Origin of the sequence: Parapedobacter brassicae (genome assembly GCF_051400755.1) — a bacterium.
In the GTDB taxonomy this organism is placed as follows: Bacteria; Bacteroidota; Bacteroidia; order Sphingobacteriales; family Sphingobacteriaceae; genus Parapedobacter.
The window spans coordinates 1,140,042-1,160,747 of the sequence record NZ_JBLFFL010000001.1; the positions used below are offsets into that span (position 1 = coordinate 1,140,042).

11 protein-coding genes are annotated in these 20,706 nt (G+C 52.2%); all 11 read left to right on the forward strand.

What is annotated here, in order from left to right:
• Positions 1 to 174 precede the first annotated feature (174 nt).
• The 11 genes from ACMGDE_RS04555 (at position 175) to ACMGDE_RS04605 (ending at position 20,701) form a co-directional block, all read left to right on the forward strand.
• Positions 175 to 3,159, forward strand: a complete 2,985-nt coding sequence (locus ACMGDE_RS04555; protein ID WP_436831575.1) for a SusC/RagA family TonB-linked outer membrane protein — start codon at positions 175 to 177, stop codon at positions 3,157 to 3,159.
• An 11-nt stretch (positions 3,160 to 3,170) separates the two neighbouring features.
• Positions 3,171 to 4,682, forward strand: coding sequence for a RagB/SusD family nutrient uptake outer membrane protein (locus ACMGDE_RS04560; RefSeq protein WP_436831576.1), 1,512 nt, complete (start codon positions 3,171 to 3,173; stop codon positions 4,680 to 4,682).
• A gap of 17 nt (positions 4,683 to 4,699) precedes the next feature.
• The gene (locus ACMGDE_RS04565) at positions 4,700 to 6,193 is read left to right on the forward strand and encodes an endo-1,6-beta-glucanase (protein ID WP_436831577.1); all 1,494 of its coding nucleotides are present in this window, start codon (positions 4,700 to 4,702) and stop codon (positions 6,191 to 6,193) included.
• 12 nt (positions 6,194 to 6,205) lie between these two features.
• Positions 6,206 to 7,534 (forward strand): DUF5125 domain-containing protein, encoded by a 1,329-nt coding sequence (locus ACMGDE_RS04570; protein WP_436831578.1) that lies wholly within the window; start codon positions 6,206 to 6,208, stop codon positions 7,532 to 7,534.
• A gap of 143 nt (positions 7,535 to 7,677) precedes the next feature.
• Positions 7,678 to 10,491 (forward strand): excinuclease ABC subunit UvrA, encoded by a 2,814-nt coding sequence (gene uvrA / locus ACMGDE_RS04575; protein WP_436831579.1) that lies wholly within the window; start codon positions 7,678 to 7,680, stop codon positions 10,489 to 10,491.
• Positions 10,492 to 10,495: 4 nt separating this feature from the next.
• Positions 10,496 to 11,512: a virulence RhuM family protein gene (locus ACMGDE_RS04580; protein ID WP_436831580.1), complete on the forward strand. Its 1,017-nt coding sequence runs from the start codon at positions 10,496 to 10,498 to the stop codon at positions 11,510 to 11,512.
• A gap of 155 nt (positions 11,513 to 11,667) precedes the next feature.
• Positions 11,668 to 13,563: a gamma-glutamyltransferase family protein gene (locus ACMGDE_RS04585; RefSeq protein WP_436831581.1), complete on the forward strand. Its 1,896-nt coding sequence runs from the start codon at positions 11,668 to 11,670 to the stop codon at positions 13,561 to 13,563.
• A gap of 52 nt (positions 13,564 to 13,615) precedes the next feature.
• The gene (locus tag ACMGDE_RS04590; protein ID WP_436831582.1) at positions 13,616 to 14,203 is read left to right on the forward strand and encodes an RNA polymerase sigma factor; all 588 of its coding nucleotides are present in this window, start codon (positions 13,616 to 13,618) and stop codon (positions 14,201 to 14,203) included.
• A gap of 103 nt (positions 14,204 to 14,306) precedes the next feature.
• Entirely contained in the window at positions 14,307 to 15,506 is a 1,200-nt protein-coding gene (locus ACMGDE_RS04595) for a FecR family protein (protein WP_436831583.1), read from the forward strand.
• A gap of 184 nt (positions 15,507 to 15,690) precedes the next feature.
• Complete coding sequence (locus tag ACMGDE_RS04600) at positions 15,691 to 19,104, forward strand: TonB-dependent receptor (RefSeq protein WP_436831584.1); 3,414 nt, start codon at positions 15,691 to 15,693, stop codon at positions 19,102 to 19,104.
• 22 nt (positions 19,105 to 19,126) lie between these two features.
• Entirely contained in the window at positions 19,127 to 20,701 is a 1,575-nt protein-coding gene (locus ACMGDE_RS04605) for a RagB/SusD family nutrient uptake outer membrane protein (protein ID WP_436831585.1), read from the forward strand.
• Positions 20,702 to 20,706: the final 5 nt, after the last annotated feature.

Here is a 20,706-nt window from a genome sequence, read left to right on the forward strand (position 1 = left end):
ATAAAGTGATTAGGTTTATTCGGCTTTACTTTTTCCCCTAACATTAGTTGCACCATAGTGTTCTAAGCAATGATGGTCGCTAATTTTGTCTTGTGCAAGCGAATCGCTGGTGCCTTGGTTTGGGATTGCCAATTAAAAACCCCATTTAAAAACCTGTATTAATATTTTAATGATATGGAGCTTTTCCTTACCCAAATGAAAAGGGGCCTCTTCCCTATTTTTCTGCTATTTACATGGCTCATCGCCTTGCCGGGTTTCGCCCAAACGAATCTCCGCGTCCAGGGGACGGTGACCGATGCCAGCAACGGGGAGCCGCTGCTGGGCGTGTCGGTGTCTCAAAAGGGGACACCCAATGGTACGACAACGGACGACAATGGCCGTTTTGTGCTGAACAATGTGCCCGAAGGGGCCATCATTGCGATCTCATTTGTGGGCTATGATCCGGTTGAATTGCCGGCAAGCAACAGTCCGCTAAATGCGCAGCTCTCACCTTCGGTCAATATGCTCGAAGATGTGGTCGTCATCGGCTACGGTTCGGTAAAACGGAAGGACGTCACCACGGCGATTTCAAGCGTATCGATGGACGACCTGAATGAGCGCCCCATTGTATCGGCTACGCAGGCCATACAGGGACGGGCCGCCGGGGTCGCCGTTATCCAGCCGAACGGGGCGCCGGGCGGCGAGACATCCATCCGCATACGGGGCACTACCTCCTTCAATGGCAGCAACGACCCGCTTTATGTCGTAGACGGGGTGCCGGTAGACAACATCAACTTCCTCTCGCCGCAGGACATCGCCGACATGCAGATCCTGAAGGATGCCTCTTCGGCGGCCATCTACGGCTCACGGGCGGCAAACGGGGTCGTACTCATCACCACCAAGACCGGTAAAACCGGCGATGCGCGCATCGCCGTAAATGCACAGGTCACCCAAAACTACGTCGCCAACTCCATTACGCCGCTCAATACCGCACAGTATGCGGAACTGATGGACGAGATCGGCATAATCAATTTGCCGGACGGATTGACCGACCAGACCGATTGGTTTGAAGAAACCTATCAGCCGGGTCAGATCCAAAACTATCAGGTATCCATCTCTGACGGTACGGAAAAGCTGAAATATTACCTTTCAGGAGGCGTATTGGACGAACAGGGCACACTGGATGCCGCTTTTTATAAACGGTATAATTTCAGGGCCAACATTGACAACCAAGTGCGGAAGTGGCTGAACGTAAACGCCAACGTGACGTACTCCGATTATTCCAGCAATGGGGTCAATACCGGCAACGGGGCCAACCGAGGTGGCGTGGTCCTCGCGGTAGTCAACACGCCGCCCTTTGCACCCATATGGGACCCGGAAAATCCCGGACAGTACAACACCAACTTCTATGGGGTCAACATTACCAGTCCCCTGGAAAACCTGGCCCGCAGTAAGGACAACCGCAACCGGGAAAACCGGCTGATCGCTTCTGGCCATGCGTTGATCACCTTCCTGCCGGATCTCACGCTGAAGTCTTCGTTTACCCTGGACCGCCGGAATGCGGTAAATACCTCCTTCCTTGATCCCTATACCACCTCTTGGGGTCGCAATCAGTTTGGTGAGGGCTCGGATAACCGCAATATGAACACCGTGCTGACCTGGGATAACGTGGCCAACTACACCAAATCGTTTGACAAACATAATCTGGACATCATGGCCGGTTCATCATGGACGCAGTCGGAGTACACGAACAACTGGATAAACGGTTCGCATTACCGGAACGGCCTGATACAAACCCTCAATGCGGCCAACCGCATTGCATGGGACAATACGGGCAGCGGAGGCTCCGAATGGGCCATCATGTCCTTCTTCGGACGTGTCTCGTATAACTTTGACAGCAAGTACCTCATCACGGCCAACCTCCGTTCGGACGGTTCGTCCAAGCTGCATCCCGACCATCGCTGGGGTCTCTTCCCTTCGGCTTCAGCGGCTTGGCGGCTTTCGGCAGAGCCGTTCTTAGCGGATGTGGCTTGGCTCGACGACCTGAAGATCCGTGCAGGATGGGGACAAACCGGCAACCAATCCGGCGTGGGCGACTACGCATACCTGCAACGGTACAACATCACCCGCCTTCCCTGGTTTGAAGAGCAATATACCAATGCGGTGCCTTCCATTTCCCCTGCCAATTTGCGTACACGCGACCTCACGTGGGAGACCACTACACAGACGGGCTTCGGTATCGATTTCACGGCATTCCGCAGCCGGTTGACCGTCAACCTCGACTACTATTACAAGAAAACGACGGACATGTTGATGAATGTGACAGTACCGGCAGGAGGGGGCAGCTCTACGACCATCATCCGCAATGAAGGCGAGATGAGCAACCGGGGCTTCGAAGTTGCCGTAAACAGCCGCAACTTTACGGGAGATTTTAGCTGGGATACGGACTTTAATATCTCATTCAACCGGAACCGTTTCGATGATGTGGCCCTCACGGAATTTTATTCGACCGCGCCCACTAGCGATGTGATCAGCGATCATGTGGTCCGCAATGTTCCCGGAAGGGCCCTCAGTGGCTTCTATGGCTACGTCAGCGATGGTGTGGACCCGGAAACGGGACAACTTATTTATCGCGACCTCAACCAAGATGGAAAAGTGTCGCCTACGGACCGCTCATACATCGGCGACCCGAACCCCGACTTTACGTTCGGACTGACCAATACGTTTTCGTGGAAAAACTTCAACCTGAGTGTATTTCTCCAAGGGTCTTATGGCAATGACATCTTCAATGCCTCGCGCATCGAAACCGAAGGCATGTATGATGGCAAGAATCAATCGACGCGGGTGCTCGACCGCTGGCGTATACCCGGCCAGATCACAGACGTGCCCCGGGCGAACTTCGACCTGCGCAACTCCTCGTATTTTGTAGAGGACGGCAGCTACCTGCGCGTGAAAAACGTTTCTTTAGGATATAACGTACGGTCAAATGCCCTCACGCGTTTGGGCATCACCCGGGTGCAGCCGTATATCTCGGCCACCAACCTGCTCACGTGGACCAACTATTCGGGTATGGACCCTGAGGTAAACCAATGGGGCAATAGCGGTGCGGTGCAAGGCATCGACTGGGGCACTTATCCGCAAAGCCGGTCGTTTGTAGTGGGCATCAATGTTGAATTTTAATCCTGAAAGCCATGAAAATAAATCTTAATATTCCGATGATCTTCTGCATGGCGGCGCTGGTATCGTCGTGCTCCCTGATCACCGAACCTGTGGACACCTATTCGGATGTCACCGAGGGCGCTAACAATGCTGGTCAAGAGGTGGTTTTTAAAGACAAGGCCGCCGTTGAAAGCCATATGCAGACCATTTACCGCCAATTGAACGATCGGCAGGAACACTGGTACCTCGACCTGCTGCTGATCGCCGAGAGCCATGCAGACAATGCCTACGGTGGCACCACGGGCGCTGAAGTGATCCCCTTTGAAAACAACGCGTTGGATGCCTCCAACTCGGTATTGTCGCGCGACTGGACACGGTACCTGGAGGATGTGGCACGGGCCAACCGGCTGCTGGTCAACATCGATAGCGTACAGGATGCTTCCTTGACCGATACCGAGCGTCTGAGGTACAAAGCGGAGGCCAAGATCTTCCGGGCGCTCGTCTACTTCGACATGGTGCGTATATGGGGCGATGTGCCCCTGATCACCACGGAAGCGCCCGACATTACGGCGGAAAACATCGAAGACGTCTACGACCTCTACTTCCCAGCACAGTCGCCCGAAGTAGATGTTTACCGCCAAATCGAAAGAGACCTGTTGGAGGCCCTGCCGGATGCACCGGATGTAAGCCCATCAAACAAGACCTTGCTAAGCAAGTCCGTTGCCCGGGCCATGCTCGCAAAAGTGTATGCGGAAAAACCGATACGGGACTACACGAAGGTGGTCCAGTATGCAGACGAACTGGCTGCCGATGGCTTTGACCTGGTGGCCGACCTGAGCGATCTCTTTGGCACCAATGCGGCCAACTCCGATACCAAAATGCGCAATACAGTAGAATCCATCTTGGAAGCCCAATTTTTCCCGGGAAGCGGCAACTGGGTCACCTGGATGTTTGGCCGCGACCTATCCAACTATAACAACAGCTTTACCTGGGCTAAATGGGTGACCCCCTCGCGTGACCTCATCCGCGCATACCAACAGGAGGGCGATCAAAAGCGCTATGAACAGGCCATCGTGTACTATGAAACCAGTTGGAGCAATTATTACCCGGCAGACAATTACGCGTTTATGTACAAGATCCGCTCGGCCCATAACAGCATCATCAAATTGCGCTATGCTGACATCCTGCTGCTGAAAGCCGAGGCGCTCGTGGTAAACAACGACCTGGAAGGAGCTGCAACGATCATCGACCGTATCCGCCAGCGGGCTGGACTGGGCCGCTTGCCCAGCGCGGTGCGCAGCAATCAAACCGCGATGCTGGATGCCCTCCTGAAAGAACGGCGGCTGGAACTGGCCTTCGAAGGGCAGCGCTGGTTTGACCTGGTGCGACTGGATAAAGTAGCGCCTGTGATGAATGCCGTCTACGCCAACGATGAAGGCCGGCTGTCACAGGTCTATCCGTTTAATGAGACTTCTCACCGCTTGCCCATCCCGCAAAGCGCCATCGATCAAAATCCCAAACTGGTGCAGAACCCCGGTTATTAACATTACATAGGCTTATTATGAACAGATCCTTTTTTCATCATATCGCGAAGCTCTTGCTGGTCGGCTTTCTTTTCGCCACCTGCAGCTCGAACAACGATGCCACGCCCGAACCAGAGCCACCGCCACCGGTCACGGAGGGCGACGTGGAAGTGCTGGTCACCACCGCCAACCTTTCGCAAGACCTGGCCTGGCAGGCAGTGGATTTCGGCGAGTCATCCAACATGTCGCCCACCACGATCCGGCTGAACCGCCAGCAGCGGTACCAGACCATGGATGGCTTCGGCGCAGCCATCACGGGCTCAACCAGCTACAACCTGATGCAGATGACGCCGGACGACCGCGCCAAGTTCCTCAAAGAAACCTTCTCCGAAACCGAGGGTTATGGCCATAGTTACATTCGCATAGCCATTGGATGCTCTGATTTTTCATTGAGCGAATACACCTTGTGCGATGCCCCGGGCATCGAAAATTTTGCCTTGCAAAGCGAGGAGCTGGAATACGTCATACCCGTACTGAAGGAAATACTGGCCATCAACCCATCGATCAAGATCCTCGGATCGCCGTGGACCCCTCCGCGGTGGATGAAGGTAAACAACCTGACCGATCTGCAGCCGCACAACGCCTGGACCAGTGGCCAGCTCAACCCGGCGCACTACCAGAATTATGGCACTTATTTCGTCAAATGGATACAAGCCATGGAAGCCCAGGGTATCCCCATCCACGCCATCACGCCGCAGAATGAGCCGCTCAACAGAGGCAACTCCGCTTCGCTCTTCATGGGCTGGCAAGAGCAGCAAGCGTTTATCAAACAGGCGCTTGGTCCCAAGCTGCGGGACGCTGGACTTGACACCAAAATCTACGTCTTCGACCATAACTATAACTACGACGACATGGCCGATCAGACAGACTATCCCGTCAAGGTGTATCAAGATGAGGAAGTAGCCTCCTACGTGGCCGGTGCCGCCTATCACAATTATGGCGGCAACAGGCAGGAACTGCTGGACATCCAGCAGCAACGTCCGGACAAAGAGCTGATCTTTACCGAAACGTCTATCGGCACGTGGAACGACGGCCAAAACCTGTCCGTGCGCCTCATGGAAGATATGCAGGAAGTCGCCCTAGGCACCGTGAACAACTGGTGCAAAGCCGTGATCGTGTGGAACCTCATGCTCGACAACGACCGGGGACCGAACCGTGAGGGTGGCTGCCAGACCTGCTACGGTGCGGTAGACATCAGTAAGGCTGATTACCAAACCATCCAGCGCAATTCGCACTACTACATCATCAGCCACCTGGCTGCCGTGGTGAAACCGGGGGCGACGCGCATCGGCACCAGCGGCTTTACGGCTGCCGGGCTGACCTATGCCGCATTCGAAAACCCCGACGGCAGCCTGGCCGCTGTATTGCTCAATAACACCGCCGAAGCCAAGCGTATTACGCTGGATGACGGCACGAACCATTTTAGCTACGAAGTGCCTGCAAAGGCCGTAGTTTCTTATCGTTGGAAATAGCATTTCGAAAACATGAACAAACAGCTTATTAACCTACTGATCCTCGCAGGCCTCCTCGTAGGCGCCTGCAAAAAAGAGGAAACGAAAGCCCCGGGCAATCCGGTCATCGAATCGAAGACCGACTTTTCTGCTGCCCATTTTGGCGATAGCCTGGCCTTCACCGTCGGTGTGTCCGACGCCGATGTGCCCCTGTCAACCTTGAAGGCCCGCTTGTACTACAGCGACGAGCTGGTTTCGGAGACCGTCATCCGCACGAAAACCAATGGGGACTATACGGGTAAAATCTATGTGCCCTACTATGCCAACGTGCCCGACGGCACCGCTACGCTCAAGCTGGTGCTCCAAAACATCCACTTCACCAGTACTGAAATGGCGTACGAGCTTCCCCTGCAACGGCCGGATTATCCATACCTCACCTTGGTGGCCGACGAGACCGAATACCGCTTGGAACGCACGGACCTGTACACCTATGCGGCCACCGGCACCTTCCCGGCGAAGGTCAATGGTTACATTAAAACGCCTGCCGTTGGCGAGGCTGGAAACGAACTGACCTTCGGTTGGGCAGACAACGCCATCAAGGAGGGGAGTACCAACAGCATCCCGTTTTCCAATGCCTTTTCGGGAGAATACACGATTTCGTTCAATAGCCTGACCTATGAGGCGGCTCCGTTCATCATTGCCTATGCGATCAATCAAACGGTGATGGACCGGGTGGATGACAATACCTTCCGCGTAGACCTGGCGCTGAACCACGAGGAGGAGGTCATCATCGATGGGTTTGACGACCTGGAGAGCTGGTGGATCGATCGGGATTATTTTGCGCAGGATGCCTCGGGTAAGCTGCTTTTCCAGCCGAAAACGGGCAACTACCGCATTACGGCCGATTTCAACCACCAATACTTCATCGTGGAAACGCTCAACGGTGCGGACTTGGCCACGCTGCAAGCCGATGGCTCCGGGGCAGTCTGGATCATCGGCGAGGGCATCGGCAAACCTTCGGTAGCCACCAATGCGGTCGGCTGGACCACCGAGAAAGCGCTATGCATGGCTCCGGTCGCCGATAAGATATACCAGATCACCGTGGTGGCAGGCACCACCGTGGCAGCAGATAACATCAACTTCAAGTTCTTCCACCAAAAAGGGTGGGGTGGCGAATTCAAGAATGATGGCCTGAGTACCACCAGCGATGTCATCTTCGTGGGCGACGGTAGCAACGGCCGGGATCCCGGTAACCTCGGTATCGCCGAAGGGAAAACCCTAGAAGCCGGTGCGACCTACGTATTGACCCTCGATCTGACGGCCGGCAACGATCAGGCGGTGTTGAAGGTGGAAAAGAAATAATTTCATTTTTTCCAACACGGTTCACCCAAGGTAGCGTGGCACTACCTTGGGTTTTTTCTTTTGCAGCCACCTGTTGCTACTAAAAAAATTATCCGTAATTTTGTGTTTTTCCGCTGGGTAGCACGCGGAATCGCAAATCCCATATGAACACAGCAATAGCAACGCCCGATCCCAAAACCCATATCATCATCAAAGGCGCACGCGTACACAACCTGAAGAATGTAGACGTAGCCATCCCCAAAAACAAGCTCGTGGTCATCACGGGCATGTCGGGCTCCGGCAAATCGTCCCTCGCCTTCGATACCCTCTACGCCGAAGGCCAGCGCCGCTATGTCGAAAGCCTCTCGTCCTATGCGCGGCAGTTCATGGGCCGCATGAGCAAGCCGGAAGTAGACTACATCAAGGGCATCGCCCCGGCCATCGCTATCGAACAGCGCGTCATCACCAGCAACCCGCGCTCCACGGTGGGCACTTCCACGGAAATCTACGATTACCTCAAGCTTCTTTACGCCCGCATCGGCAAGACGTATTCGCCGGTATCTGGAGCGGAAGTAAAGAAAGATACTGTTACTTCCGTCACGAACTTCATTACCGCACAGCCCCAAGGTACCGTCGCCACCGTAAGCGCCCCGCTGCACCCCAGCAATAACCGCAACCTCAAAGAGGAGTTGGCTGTGCTGCTGCAGAAAGGCTTCGTGCGGGTGGTTTATGACGGAACGATACAGAAAATCGAATCCCTGCTCCAAGACGACACCGTGGAGAATTGGACGGCTCAAGCCGGGGATCTGCTGATTGTTATCGACCGCATCGCCGTAGACGCGGAAGAAGATACCGCCAGCCGCATAGCCGACTCCGTACAAACCGCTTTCTTCGAAGGCAAGGGCGACTGCTATGTTGAAGAAAACGGCTTTGTCCATTCGTTTTCCGACCGCTTTGAATGGGATGGTATCTTATTTGAGGAGCCCACCCCTAATTTTTTCAGCTTCAACAATCCCTATGGCGCCTGTAAGCGCTGCGAAGGGTATGGCCGCATTATCGGCATCGACCCCGATTTGGTCGTTCCGGACAAAAGCCGCTCGGTATACGATGGGGCTATCGCCCCTTGGCGGGGCGAAAAAATGGGCGAATGGCTGCAACGGCTGATCCGCACCTCCGGTAAATTCGATTTTCCCATCCATCGCCCTTACCGCGACCTCACGGATGCGCAGAAGGAGTTGTTGTGGACCGGTAACCGGCATTTCGAGGGACTGAACCGGTTCTTCGAAGAGCTTGAAGAGCAGACGTACAAAATCCAATACCGGGTCATGCTCTCCCGCTATCGCGGCAAAACGGACTGCCCCGAGTGTAAAGGCACTCGTCTGCGCAAGGATGCCACGTATGTAAAAATTAATGGCAAGTCCATTTCCGATGTGGTGCTGATGCCACTGGATGTTGCGCTTGACTTCTTTCAGCGCCTCGAACTCTCCGAAAACGACGCAAAAATCGCGCAGCGCCTGCTCACCGAGATCGCCAGCCGCTTGCAGTTCCTCACGGATGTGGGGTTGAGCTACCTCACGCTGAATCGTCTGTCAAACACCCTCTCCGGCGGCGAATCCCAGCGCATCAACCTGGCGACTTCCCTCGGCAGTTCGCTGGTCGGCTCCATCTATGTGCTCGATGAACCCAGCATCGGCCTGCATCCCCGCGACACCCAGCGCCTCATCGGGGTGCTCAAGTCGCTGCGCAATGTGGGCAACACGGTGCTCGTCGTGGAGCATGAGCAGGAAATGATGCAAGCTGCAGATTACCTCATTGATATCGGGCCCGAAGCAGGGATCAATGGGGGTCGCCTCATCTTCAACGGCACCTATGACGAAATCCTGCAAGCCCCCGATAGTCTCACCGGCCGGTACCTCAGCGGCAAGGAGCGTATCCCGGTGCCCGCAAGCCGCCGCAAGTGGCATGACGCCATCTTGGTCAAAGGCGCGCGCGAGAACAACCTGAAAGGGATTGACGTGCGTTTCCCACTCAATGTATTTACCGTTGTCACGGGTGTGTCCGGCTCGGGCAAGACCTCCCTGGTGAAACGCATCTTATACCCCGCCCTGCAAAAAGCCCTCGGCAACTATTCCGGCGAACAAACCGGCGCGTATGATGGTATCGACGGCGATATCCGCCGGGTGGAACAAGTGGAGCTGGTGGACCAAAATCCCATCGGCCGGTCATCGCGCTCCAACCCGGTGACTTATGTGAAGGCGTGGGATGAGATCCGCGCCCTGTACAGTTCCCAATCCACCGCCAAAGCCGCGGGACTGAAGCCCGCTGCATTTTCTTTCAATGTAGAAGGCGGACGGTGCGATGTGTGCCAGGGTGAGGGCGAGGTGAAGATCGAGATGCAGTTTATGGCCGACATCATACTTCCCTGCGAGGCCTGTGGTGGCAAGCGCTTCAAGCAGCATGTGCTTGACATCACCTGGAAGGAAAAAAACGTCTCCGATATCCTCGACCTGAGCGTAGATGAAGCGTTGGAATTCTTTGCCGACCAATCCAAGATATTGGCCAAGCTGCAGCCCCTTGCAGATGTGGGGCTGGGTTATGTCAAACTGGGCCAGTCCTCCAGCACCTTATCCGGCGGCGAAGCGCAGCGGATCAAGCTGGCCTCGTTCCTCATCAAGGGCAACAACAGCAAAAATACCCTGTTCATCTTTGACGAACCCACCACGGGCCTGCACTTCCACGACATCAAGAAGCTGCTGAAGTCATTCGATGCACTCATCGCCCAAGGCAACAGCATCCTGGTCATCGAGCACAACATGGACATGATCAAAAGCGCGGACTGGATCATCGACATCGGACCCGAAGGCGGCGAAAAGGGAGGCGAGCTCGTGTTCGAAGGTACTCCGGAAGAGATGGTCAGCACATCGGACAGCTATACCGCGCAGTTTTTGAAGGGGTATTTAAAAGGAAGTAAAGCCTGATATCATGCACTTTGATAAACCAAATAGTGATTTTTTGCTCTATCAGTCCGAAGATGGGCTGTTGAAGATCCAAGTACGACTGGAAAATAGTACGGTGTGGCTTACACAGGCCGACATGGTTGCATTATTTCAATCATCTAAATCCAATATTAGCGAGCATATTAAACATGTTTTTGGCGAAGGCGAATTGCTTGAGGAGTCAGTTGTTCGGAAATTCCGAACAACTGCTGCTGACGGTAAGTCCTATGAGGTTAATCACTACAACCTTGATGTCATCATCTCCGTGGGCTATCGCGTAAAATCGTTGAGAGGCACCCAGTTTCGGATATGGGCCACAGAGCGATTAAGAGAATACCTCATTAAGGGCTTCGCCATGAATGATGACTTGCTCAAACAGGGTGGAGGATATTTTGAGGAATTATTAGAACGGATAAGAGATATCCGTTCTTCAGAAAAGCTGTTTTACAGAAAGGTATTGGAAATTTATGCCACAAGTATTGACTACGACCCGAAAGCCGAGTTGACCCAAAAATTCTTTCAAACCGTCCAAAACAAACTACATTGGGCTGCGCATGGTCATACAGCTGCCGAGGTCATTTTCCAAAGAGCGAATGCCCTCCAGCCTTTTATGGGACTGAAAACGTTCAAAGGCAAACATCCCACGAAGCAGGAAATCAGCATAGCTAAAAACTATCTAACTGAGGAAGAATTAAGAATTTTAAATCGATTGGTTTCTGCTTATCTGGACATTGCCGAGATCAACGCGTTGCAACAACGGTCCATGGCCATGAAAGATTGGATTGAAGTGCTGGACGGCTTCATCAAAATGAGCCGTCAGGAAGTGCTCGCTCATGCTGGGAAAATTTCGGCAGAACTGGCTCAAAAGAAAGCGCTGGCAGAGTATGAGGCCTATCGAACGAAAACGGGCGATGAACTTTCCGAAGTAGAAAAACAGTTTATCGATAGTATATCAGAAGCGAATAAAGCCCTGACAGCGTTAAACCGCAAAAAGAAAAAATAAACCCTTCCGGGCGAATTTAGAAAACGCACTAAAATTCGCCATTTAATCTTCAAGATTCAGCTTAACCAACTCGTTACAATCTTCCGCTACCAACTATTCGCGATAAGCCCTACCTTTAACAGGACATTTTCTGTTTAACTAACCCTGTTATTGCCATGAAGAAGCTGCTCGCTGCCCTCATCCTTTTACTCGCCTTACAAGTACATGCCCAGCGCACCGAAAAACCGCCCCTGCACGGTAAGCATTGGATGGCCATCACGGGCAAGCCCTTGGCTGCCACAGCGGGGGCGCTGATTTTCGAACGCGGCGGGAATGCTGTGGATGCGGCCTGTGCCATGTTGGCGGCCACCTGCACCATGTGGGATGTACTGAGCTGGGGTGGTGAAACACAAGCACTCATCTATAACCCTAAGACCGGCAAAGTCATCGCCATCAATGCATTGGGCGTGGCACCGACAGGCGCGACCCCGGAGTTTTTCAAAGGCAAAGGCTATAACTTCCCCCCGGAGTATGGTCCGCTCGCCGCGGTAACACCAGGCACACCCGGTGGCATCTGCCACATGCTGGCCAACTATGGCCAGCTGAGCCTGAAAGATGTACTGGCTCCGGCCATGGACATGGCCGCCGGATATCCAATCGATGCGCAGACCGCCAATAGCATGGAGCGCGGCAAGGAGCGTATCAAGCAATGGCCGTATAGCAAGGCGGTATTCCTGCCGCACCTCGGTGAAGAGCGCGAAGCGCCCGAGCCCGGCGAAATCTTCGTACAGAAAGACCTGTTAGCCACCCTCCAAAAAATGGTAGATGCCGAGCAGGAAGCACTCAAACAGGGCAAATCCCGCAAAGAGGCCATTATGGCGGCCTACGACCGCTTCTACAAGGGCGATATTGCGGAAGAACTGGTACGGGGAAGCCGCGAACAGGGCGGGCTATTCACCATGGAAGACCTCGCCAACTGGAAGCCCATTGAAGAAGAGCCGTTGATAACCAGCTATAAGGGCATCGATGTATACAAGCTGCAGGAATGGACACAAGGCCCCTCGCTATTGCAGGCCTTGAACATCTTGGAGAATGTCGACTTGAAAACAATGGGCTATAATTCTACCGAGTATATCCATACCGTATACCAATCCATGAACCTTGCGTTTGCTGATCGCGACTTCTACTACGGCGACCCCTACTTTGCGCCCCGGCCACCCATTAAGGGGCTCTTGAGCAAGGAGTATGCAAAGGAACGCGCGAAATTGATCAACCCGCTTCGCAACGATCCCAATCCGCAACCCGGAGACCCCTATCCCTATGAAGGCAAAACCAACCCCTTCAAAGCGCTGCTTGCCCAGCGCCAGCAACTGCTGGCCGATACGGCTGGCTTGAAGGAGCTGGAAAACTTCGTGCCTAAGCATGACGCCACCGGGGCGTTGGTGGCGGACAGCCTGTACAACGACCGCCTGCTACGCGGCACCACCAGCGTGGAAGCCGCAGACGCCGAAGGATGGGTGGTATCCATCACCCCGAGCGGCGGATGGCTGCCTGCCTGTATCGCCGGCCGCACCGGCGTGGGAATGAGCCAACGCATGCAAAGCTTCGTGCTCGATTCGATCATCGATCCCTTTAACGTGGTGGCGCCCGGCAAGCGGCCCCGGGTAACACTCACGCCATCCATGGCCCTCAAAGAAGGCAAACCATACCTCTCATTTGCCGTACAAGGCGGCGATACGCAGGAACAGAACCTCTTGCAATTTTTCCTCAATATGGTGGAATTTGATATGACCGTACAACAGGCCACCGAGGCCGCCAATATCAATAGCAACCAGCTGTGGCTCTCCCTGGGCGGCACCCAATTCAACGATCGCATGCCGCGCGCCGGAAGCATCCTCCTTGATAGGGCGACTCCGCAAGACGTGGTGGACAAATTGAAAACCATGGGGTATTCCGTGCGGTTAGGTACCCGCACAAGCGGTCCGATCAATGCTATTTTCGTTGACCACGAACACGGCTCACTCTGGGGCGGGAGCAGCAACAACGGCGAGGATTACGGGATAGGTTGGTAAAACAATTTTTAGTAGGTTTGTAACTGACTAACACCGTTATAAACTTACATCAATGTCCGCTGTTGATTCTTCGACGATCCGGCTTTTGGTGGCAGGCAACGAGGCCGCCTTCCGCCTGATCTATGACTTGCACAGCGAACAGGTGTACCAACTGGCTTTTCGTTTTCTAAAAGATACCACTTGGAGTGAAGAGGTTGTTCAAGACGTATTTCTGAAGCTTTGGCTAAATCGGAAAGGGTTGGACGAACAGGGAAACATGTGGCTTTACTTATATGTCATCGCCAAACGGTTAAGCTTAAACAAACTGAGAGAAATCCGGAAATCTGCTGTATTGTTTGAACGATTGATGTTACGATTGGAGGTCGCAAATAATCCGACTGAAGAGCAACTCATGAGCGAAGAGCTGGAAGAATATGCGCAACAGTTGGTAACAAGCCTCCCCAAACAACAACAACTGATATTTAAATTAAGCCGTGTAGATGGCTTATCGCACAAGGAAATTGCCGACCAACTTGGCCTCTCGCCCAATACAGTGAAAAATCACATGGTTCAGGCGTTAAAAACATTGAAGAACTCCCTCCGACAATCGGGTTACACTTACCTATTAGCATTGGTTTTCGTTGGCTTGATGGCGAGCTGATCGTTGCAAGAAAAAAAATTCGTTCAAACTAGTCCTATCCCCTCCCTTTGGTGTTCTCTCTAGGTAAGCCCCACCATGGGGACCAATTATTCGCCAAAAGACCATGGACATTAACCGTTTGCAGCAGTTGCTGGCTCAGTATTTTGATAACACCGTCACAAGGAAAGATTGTGAGGAGTTACTCAGGTATTTAGATGAAGAGGCTCCGGCATCGGTTTCAACGGCAATTGATGAAGCATTGGAAACGGGCAACACGCTGATGGTCCGATTCAACCGTGAACGGCAAGACCAACTATATCGTGAGCTTATGGACACTGTCAATAGGCATCAAGCCGATGACCAGCCGCAAATCGCGTCCCGTAAATCCGATCTCACAGCATGGTTTCGGATAGCGGCGATATTAATCGCCGCTATCTCCATAGGGCTGTTCTTGTATTTCAACCCGTCTAACCCCGATAGCCCACCGACAATTGCAAAGCAGGCCGACGATATTCTTTTGCCAGATCATAACCAAGCCATACTCACGTTGGATGACGGCCGTACTATTGTAGTCAGCGATTCAATCGTCGGCATCTTAGCACAAGAGTCAGGCGTCAACATTACAAAAGCGGAAGACGGGAGCATTTTATACCAAGCTGCACAGGCCGATGTTGCCAACGGAGCAACCAAGTACCATACATTCAGCACACCAAAAGGTCATACCTATCGGCTTTTGCTTCCCGATGGCACAAAGGTTTGGCTGAATTCTTCTTCTTCCATACAATATCCAGTGGTGTTTGCAAGGCGAGAGCGAGCCGTTTCCCTTAAAGGAGAGGCGTATTTTGAGGTGGCACACGATGCTTTAAAGCCATTTAAAGTCAATGCACAGGGCAGTGCTATTGAGGTTTTGGGCACACATTTCAATGTGTCGGCTTTCGAAGACGAGGCCCACGTAACCACCACGTTGCTGGAGGGCGTGGTAAATGTATCGAAAAATGACCAGCGAATTACCTTAAAACCAGGAGAACAAGCCATTGCGGATGAAAAAACCGGAAATATCCGCCAAGCCCAAGCAGACATTCGTTCTGTGATGGCTTGGAAAAACGGCTATTTCCGTTTTGATAATGAATCTATTGAAGACATTATCGGTAAAATATCCCGATGGTATGATATTGAAGCCGTAGCATATCAAGGACAATTCAACGACCGATTTACTGGCACGTTCCAACGCTCAAAGAATGTATCCCAACTTTTTAGTCATTTAGAAAAACTGGCACCGATACATTTCGAAATCAAGGAAAGGAGGGTGGTCATCATGAAATAACGATACCGATCACGATGGTCACCAAAAAGCCGGAGGCGTTCGTGGCGCACCCGGCATAGCTGTTGGCCACAAAATCAATTGCTTGAGAAAAGAATCAATTATTAACCAAACAGGATGTCAAATGTATAAAAAATCCATCTTATTTCGCTGTTCTCGGCGTTATCTATTCAAATTATTGCTAATCATGAAACTTGTCATTGTGTTGTTGACTATCACATTTCTACAGGCAGGAGCCGTGGGCTATGCACAGAACGTCACAATCAATGTAAAAAAAGCGTCTATCGCCTCTATATTAGAGAAAATCCAACAACAGACGGGTTATGACTTCCTATACAACAGCGCTCACCTTGCCGGCACCAAAGCGGTTGACCTCAATTTTCAGAATACGCCACTACATACCGTTTTAGAAGCCTGTTTCGCGGGTCAACCGCTTACTTTTCAAATTGACAGCAAAACAGTGCTGGTACGCCGAAAAAAAGAAGTGCAATCAACTCGCTCCTTCACGGCACCCCAACAGCGCGAAATCAACGGCCGGATAACCAATGAGCAGGGAGAGCCATTGGAAGGAGTGACCATAAGCGTGAAAAACACCACCACGGTGACGACGACCAATGCAGATGGGAATTACCGAATTATATTACCAAATAACGGAAACACGTTGGTATTCACCATCGTCGGCTATGAAGATCGCGAAGTAAGTATCGGCACGAGCTCGACCATCAACGCTGTGCTTCGCGAAGCTGTCAGTGATTTGGATGAAGTGGTAGTCGTGGGCTATGGCACCCAACGCCGGGCTGATGTGACAACAGCAGTAGCATCCGTTTCGGCAGAAAACATCCAAAACCGCCCCGTCCAGAATTTTGGCGAGGCGATAGCCGGCCAGATGGCTGGAGTTCAAGTGCAGCAAACTAGCGGTGCGCCCGGCGGTGAAAGTTTAACCATCCGGGTCAGGGGTACAGGCTCCATTACGCAGTCCAGCGATCCCTTGTATGTGGTTGATGGTTATCCGATGGAAGGAAATGCATTTCGCCTTATCAATCCGTCTGACATTGAAAGCATCCAGGTACTGAAAGATGCTTCATCAACAGCCATTTATGGTTCTCGTGGAGCCAATGGCGTTGTCGTCATCTCCACCAAAAAAGGAAAGGTCGGGCCACCAAGAGTTAGTGTCAATTCATTTGTGGGCTTCCAACAGCGGGGCAAGGAGGTCGAGATGATGAACCGAGACCAATTTGTAGAGTGGTTAGTTGACGGTAGAAACCAGGCTTGGCTTGATGCCGCGGTTATCCCCGGCGACCCCAACCAAGGCCCGCATTCCATCAATGACCCAAATTCCCGCCGGAGCCTCTATCCCGGTGCCACAGGGCAGTATATCATCCCTGATGGGACCGGAGGCTATCTATACAATTTCCTCGATCCGGCTTCCGTAGCGCAAATGCCCGATAATAACTGGCAGGAACTGCTTTATCGCAATGCACTTACCCAGCAGAACGAGCTGTCGGTAAACGGCGGATCCGAGAATACTCAATATAATTTTTCGGGAAGCTATACGAAGCAAGACGGGATCGTGATAAACACGGATTATGAACGATTCAACTTCCGTTCGGCCATCAATTCAAAAGTCACCGAGTCCATTGAACTCGGGGTAAACCTTATGGCCTATTCAGCCAAAGGACGCGAACAAGACCAGGGAAAATATTCGGCAGTTATGTATGCACTCCAACTGCCGCCGATTTACCCCGTGCAGAATGAGGATGGTACCTACGGTTCAATGGTCAGAAATCCTGATATTCTTGGTGGTGATGTCTCCAGTCCCATCGGTGTCGCCGAATTGGTCAAACTCAACAGAAGGCGGTATGGCTGGTTGGGTACGCTCTCAGCAGATTGGGAAATCGTCGAAGGCCTCAAGTATCGGGTCAGTATAAACGGTGGAATTGAGGACAACCACTTTAAGCGGTTCGAACCTTCCATCGTGGACTTGGATGCTTCTAGAGCACCACGGCCCGCAAGAGCAGTGGAGGACCGGGGAACCGATTATGATTGGGTAATCGAAAACACCCTCAATTACTCAAAGAATTTCGGAGGCAAGCATCAATTTACCGCGTTAGTGGGATATACTACACAAAAACATACCAGCAACGACCTCACGGGTGAAGCAAGAGGATTTGCAAATGACGAGATAGAAACGTTAAATGCAGGCAATATGTACGAGCTATCCAGCACCGCGTCTGAATACTCGCTGATATCCTACCTAAGCCGGGTCAATTACGCTTATGATGACCGCTACCTGTTTACCGCTGCCATACGTAGCGATGGCTCCTCCCGCTTTGGTCAAAGCCGGAGATGGGGTACATTTCCTTCCGTTTCGCTAGGTTGGCGGATCTCCCAAGAGCAGTTCATGCAGGGTGTGGATCCCATCAGCGACCTCAAGATCAGGGCTGGCTTCGGGATTTCGGGAAACAACCGCATTGGCAACTATTCCGCTATCGGGCTGTTGAGTCCGGGATATTATCCCAGCGGCGGGTCGCTCATCAATACTGTTGATCCGGAGTCAATTCCCAATAATGATCTCGGCTGGGAAAAAACACGTCAAATCAACTTAGGCCTGGAGTTGGGCTTGTTCAATGACCGCATTCGCGTGGAAGGAGACTTCTACAACAGCCAATCCATCGATCTCTTGCTCGATGTCCCCGTTCCTACCATTACAGGTTATGAAAACCAGCTCCAGAATATCGGAAAAGTGGAAAACAAGGGTGTGGAAATAGCCGTCACAACCCGGAATTTGGTTAATGCGTTTAAATGGACCACCAATTTCAACATAGCCATCAATAAAAACAAGGTACTGGAAGTAGGCCCCGATCAACGACCCATCTATGAAAGTGCCCCGAATGCCAACAATGCCTTCATTACGACAATAGGACACCCCATCGCGAGCTTCTTTGGCTATCAATACGAAGGGGTCTTCACTTCGCAGGAAGAACTCGATCGCTATCCACATCTTGCTGCCGATAAGATCGGGGATGGCCGGTATGCCGATGTCAACGGAGACGGAATATTGGACCAAAACGACAAAACCATTTTGGGAAGTAACAATCCCGATTTTATCGCGGGCATGACCAACAGCTTCTCCTACAAAAGCTTCTCCTTAAGCGCACAATTTACCGCTTCGCAGGGTGCCAAAGTCTTCAGTTTCTTCCAGCGCATGGTGGGCATTTATCATGGCGATCGAAACGGGATGATTGAGCAAACCAACCGTTGGCGTTCGCCCGAAGACCCCGGCGACGGTATCCACTTCCGTGCCACCCGCAATCCCACAGGTTGGCAGCGCGATCCATCGTCCGCTTGGGTACAGGACGTTTCCTATTTGCGTTTGAGAAATGTAAATTTGGCCTACAATGTAGGACAAAGCGTACTGGACAGATTGAACGTATCCGCATTACGCCTGTACGTCACGGGCAGCAATCTGTTTACCCTAACGAACTACACAGGTTATGACCCCGAAACCAGCAGTGAAGGAACTGGGCTTGCCAAAGGTGGCGACTATCTGGGGTATCCGACAGCCAGATCCTTTATTTTCGGTATTAACCTAACGTTGTAAGCTTAATTAAATGCTTTAGATTATGAAAAAGATTTTTTTATTGCTCCTCATAACATACGTATTAACTTCCTGTGGGACTGATTTTATCGATTTGGCACCACCATCTAACTTGAATTCGAGCACGTTCTATAAAACCCAGCAGGACATCAATCAAGCGACCTTATCGGCGTATGCCAGCTTGCGTACCCTTTACAACGGGTCTTTCTACCAGTTGGGCGAGATACGTTCGGACAACACCACGTATTCTTGGCTGGCCGGCAACCCCGCCAATGAAAAAGGCGTCGATGAGTTCGCTTCCCCTTTACTTCCAGAAAACACATTTCTCCAAGATTGCTGGGATGACAGCTACCATACCATACTACGCTGCAACCTCGTGTTGGGGCGCAGCGATGCGGCTACATTTACCAGTGAGTCAGAGCACTTACGCACACAGTATAAGGCCGAAGCCAGTTTTATCCGTGCGCTGGCCTATTTCTGGTTGAACCGCATATTCGGCGGTCAGGCCCAAAACGGCCAGTTGCTTGGCGTCATCAAAGTAGACCGAGAAATCACGCCTGACGAGGCTTACCAACTCAACCGCGTATCCTTAGAAGAAACATACGACCTTATCGTTGCTGATCTTCAATACGCGGAAGCCAACCTTCCCGAAGCCTATTCAGCAGGCGATAGAGGCCGCGCTACGAAGGGTGCTGCCACGGCACTATTGGGAAAGGTATACATGACCATGGCTGGCTATCCCCTCAACAGGGGCAATGAATATTACAACCTGGCGATCGAAAAATTCCAACAGATTGTCAATAACAACAACTACTCGCTTATCTCCGGTTACGATGATTTATTTGACGTAAACAACAAAAACAATGCGGAGTCCATTTTCGAAATCCAATACATGAAAGGCGCTCCGGGCGGTGACACGGGCAGCCCTTGGAACAATAACTTCGCGCCCCGATTTTCTGACAAGGAAGTGGTTCTTGTAGGCGACAAAGGCGGCCAAAATGCACCCACCCAAGACCTATCAAACGCGTATGAAACGGGAGATCCCCGGAAGTATGTGTCCATGCGTGACGGCTGGATAAATGCCAAAACCGGCATATTCGAACGCGATAGATACGTCCGTAAATATTACGACGTCGCTACCAGCGAATCAGACAATGGCAACAATTGGATAGAACTGCGCCTTGCCGACATCTATCTGCTGTATGCGGAAGCCTTGGTAAGAACGGGTGGGGATAAAGCAACCGCCCTGCGGTATGTCAATGACATTCGCGAACGCGCAAGAAATACGCCCGGCGATCCCGGTATCGAAAGGCCGACCGACCTGTTGGCGGACTATCAGCTGATGGATTTCGCCAATGACCAACAACTGCTGCTGGCCATCGAAAGGGAGCGCCGCGTAGAATTGGCTTTTGAAAATCACCGATGGTTTGACCTGGTGCGGACAGGAAGGGCCGAAGAGGTGATGGTTGCTGAACAGCGGGCAGACGGCTACAACCCCTTTACCTGGAGTGATGATGTATTGGCCTATCCCATTCCGATGACAGTCATGCAGTCCAATCCCCAACAAATCATTCAAAATAATGGATATACCCAAATGTAATGTTA

Coding starts and splice junctions, on each gene's coding strand:
- ACMGDE_RS04555 (WP_436831575.1), top strand. CDS start 175: ATGGAGCTTTTCCTTACCCAAATGAAAAGGGGCCTCTTCCCTATTTTT.
- ACMGDE_RS04560 (WP_436831576.1), top strand. CDS start 3,171: ATGAAAATAAATCTTAATATTCCGATGATCTTCTGCATGGCGGCGCTG.
- ACMGDE_RS04565 (WP_436831577.1), top strand. CDS start 4,700: ATGAACAGATCCTTTTTTCATCATATCGCGAAGCTCTTGCTGGTCGGC.
- ACMGDE_RS04570 (WP_436831578.1), top strand. CDS start 6,206: ATGAACAAACAGCTTATTAACCTACTGATCCTCGCAGGCCTCCTCGTA.
- uvrA (WP_436831579.1), top strand. CDS start 7,678: ATGAACACAGCAATAGCAACGCCCGATCCCAAAACCCATATCATCATC.
- ACMGDE_RS04580 (WP_436831580.1), top strand. CDS start 10,496: ATGCACTTTGATAAACCAAATAGTGATTTTTTGCTCTATCAGTCCGAA.
- ACMGDE_RS04585 (WP_436831581.1), top strand. CDS start 11,668: ATGAAGAAGCTGCTCGCTGCCCTCATCCTTTTACTCGCCTTACAAGTA.
- ACMGDE_RS04590 (WP_436831582.1), top strand. CDS start 13,616: ATGTCCGCTGTTGATTCTTCGACGATCCGGCTTTTGGTGGCAGGCAAC.
- ACMGDE_RS04595 (WP_436831583.1), top strand. CDS start 14,307: ATGGACATTAACCGTTTGCAGCAGTTGCTGGCTCAGTATTTTGATAAC.
- ACMGDE_RS04600 (WP_436831584.1), top strand. CDS start 15,691: ATGAAACTTGTCATTGTGTTGTTGACTATCACATTTCTACAGGCAGGA.
- ACMGDE_RS04605 (WP_436831585.1), top strand. CDS start 19,127: ATGAAAAAGATTTTTTTATTGCTCCTCATAACATACGTATTAACTTCC.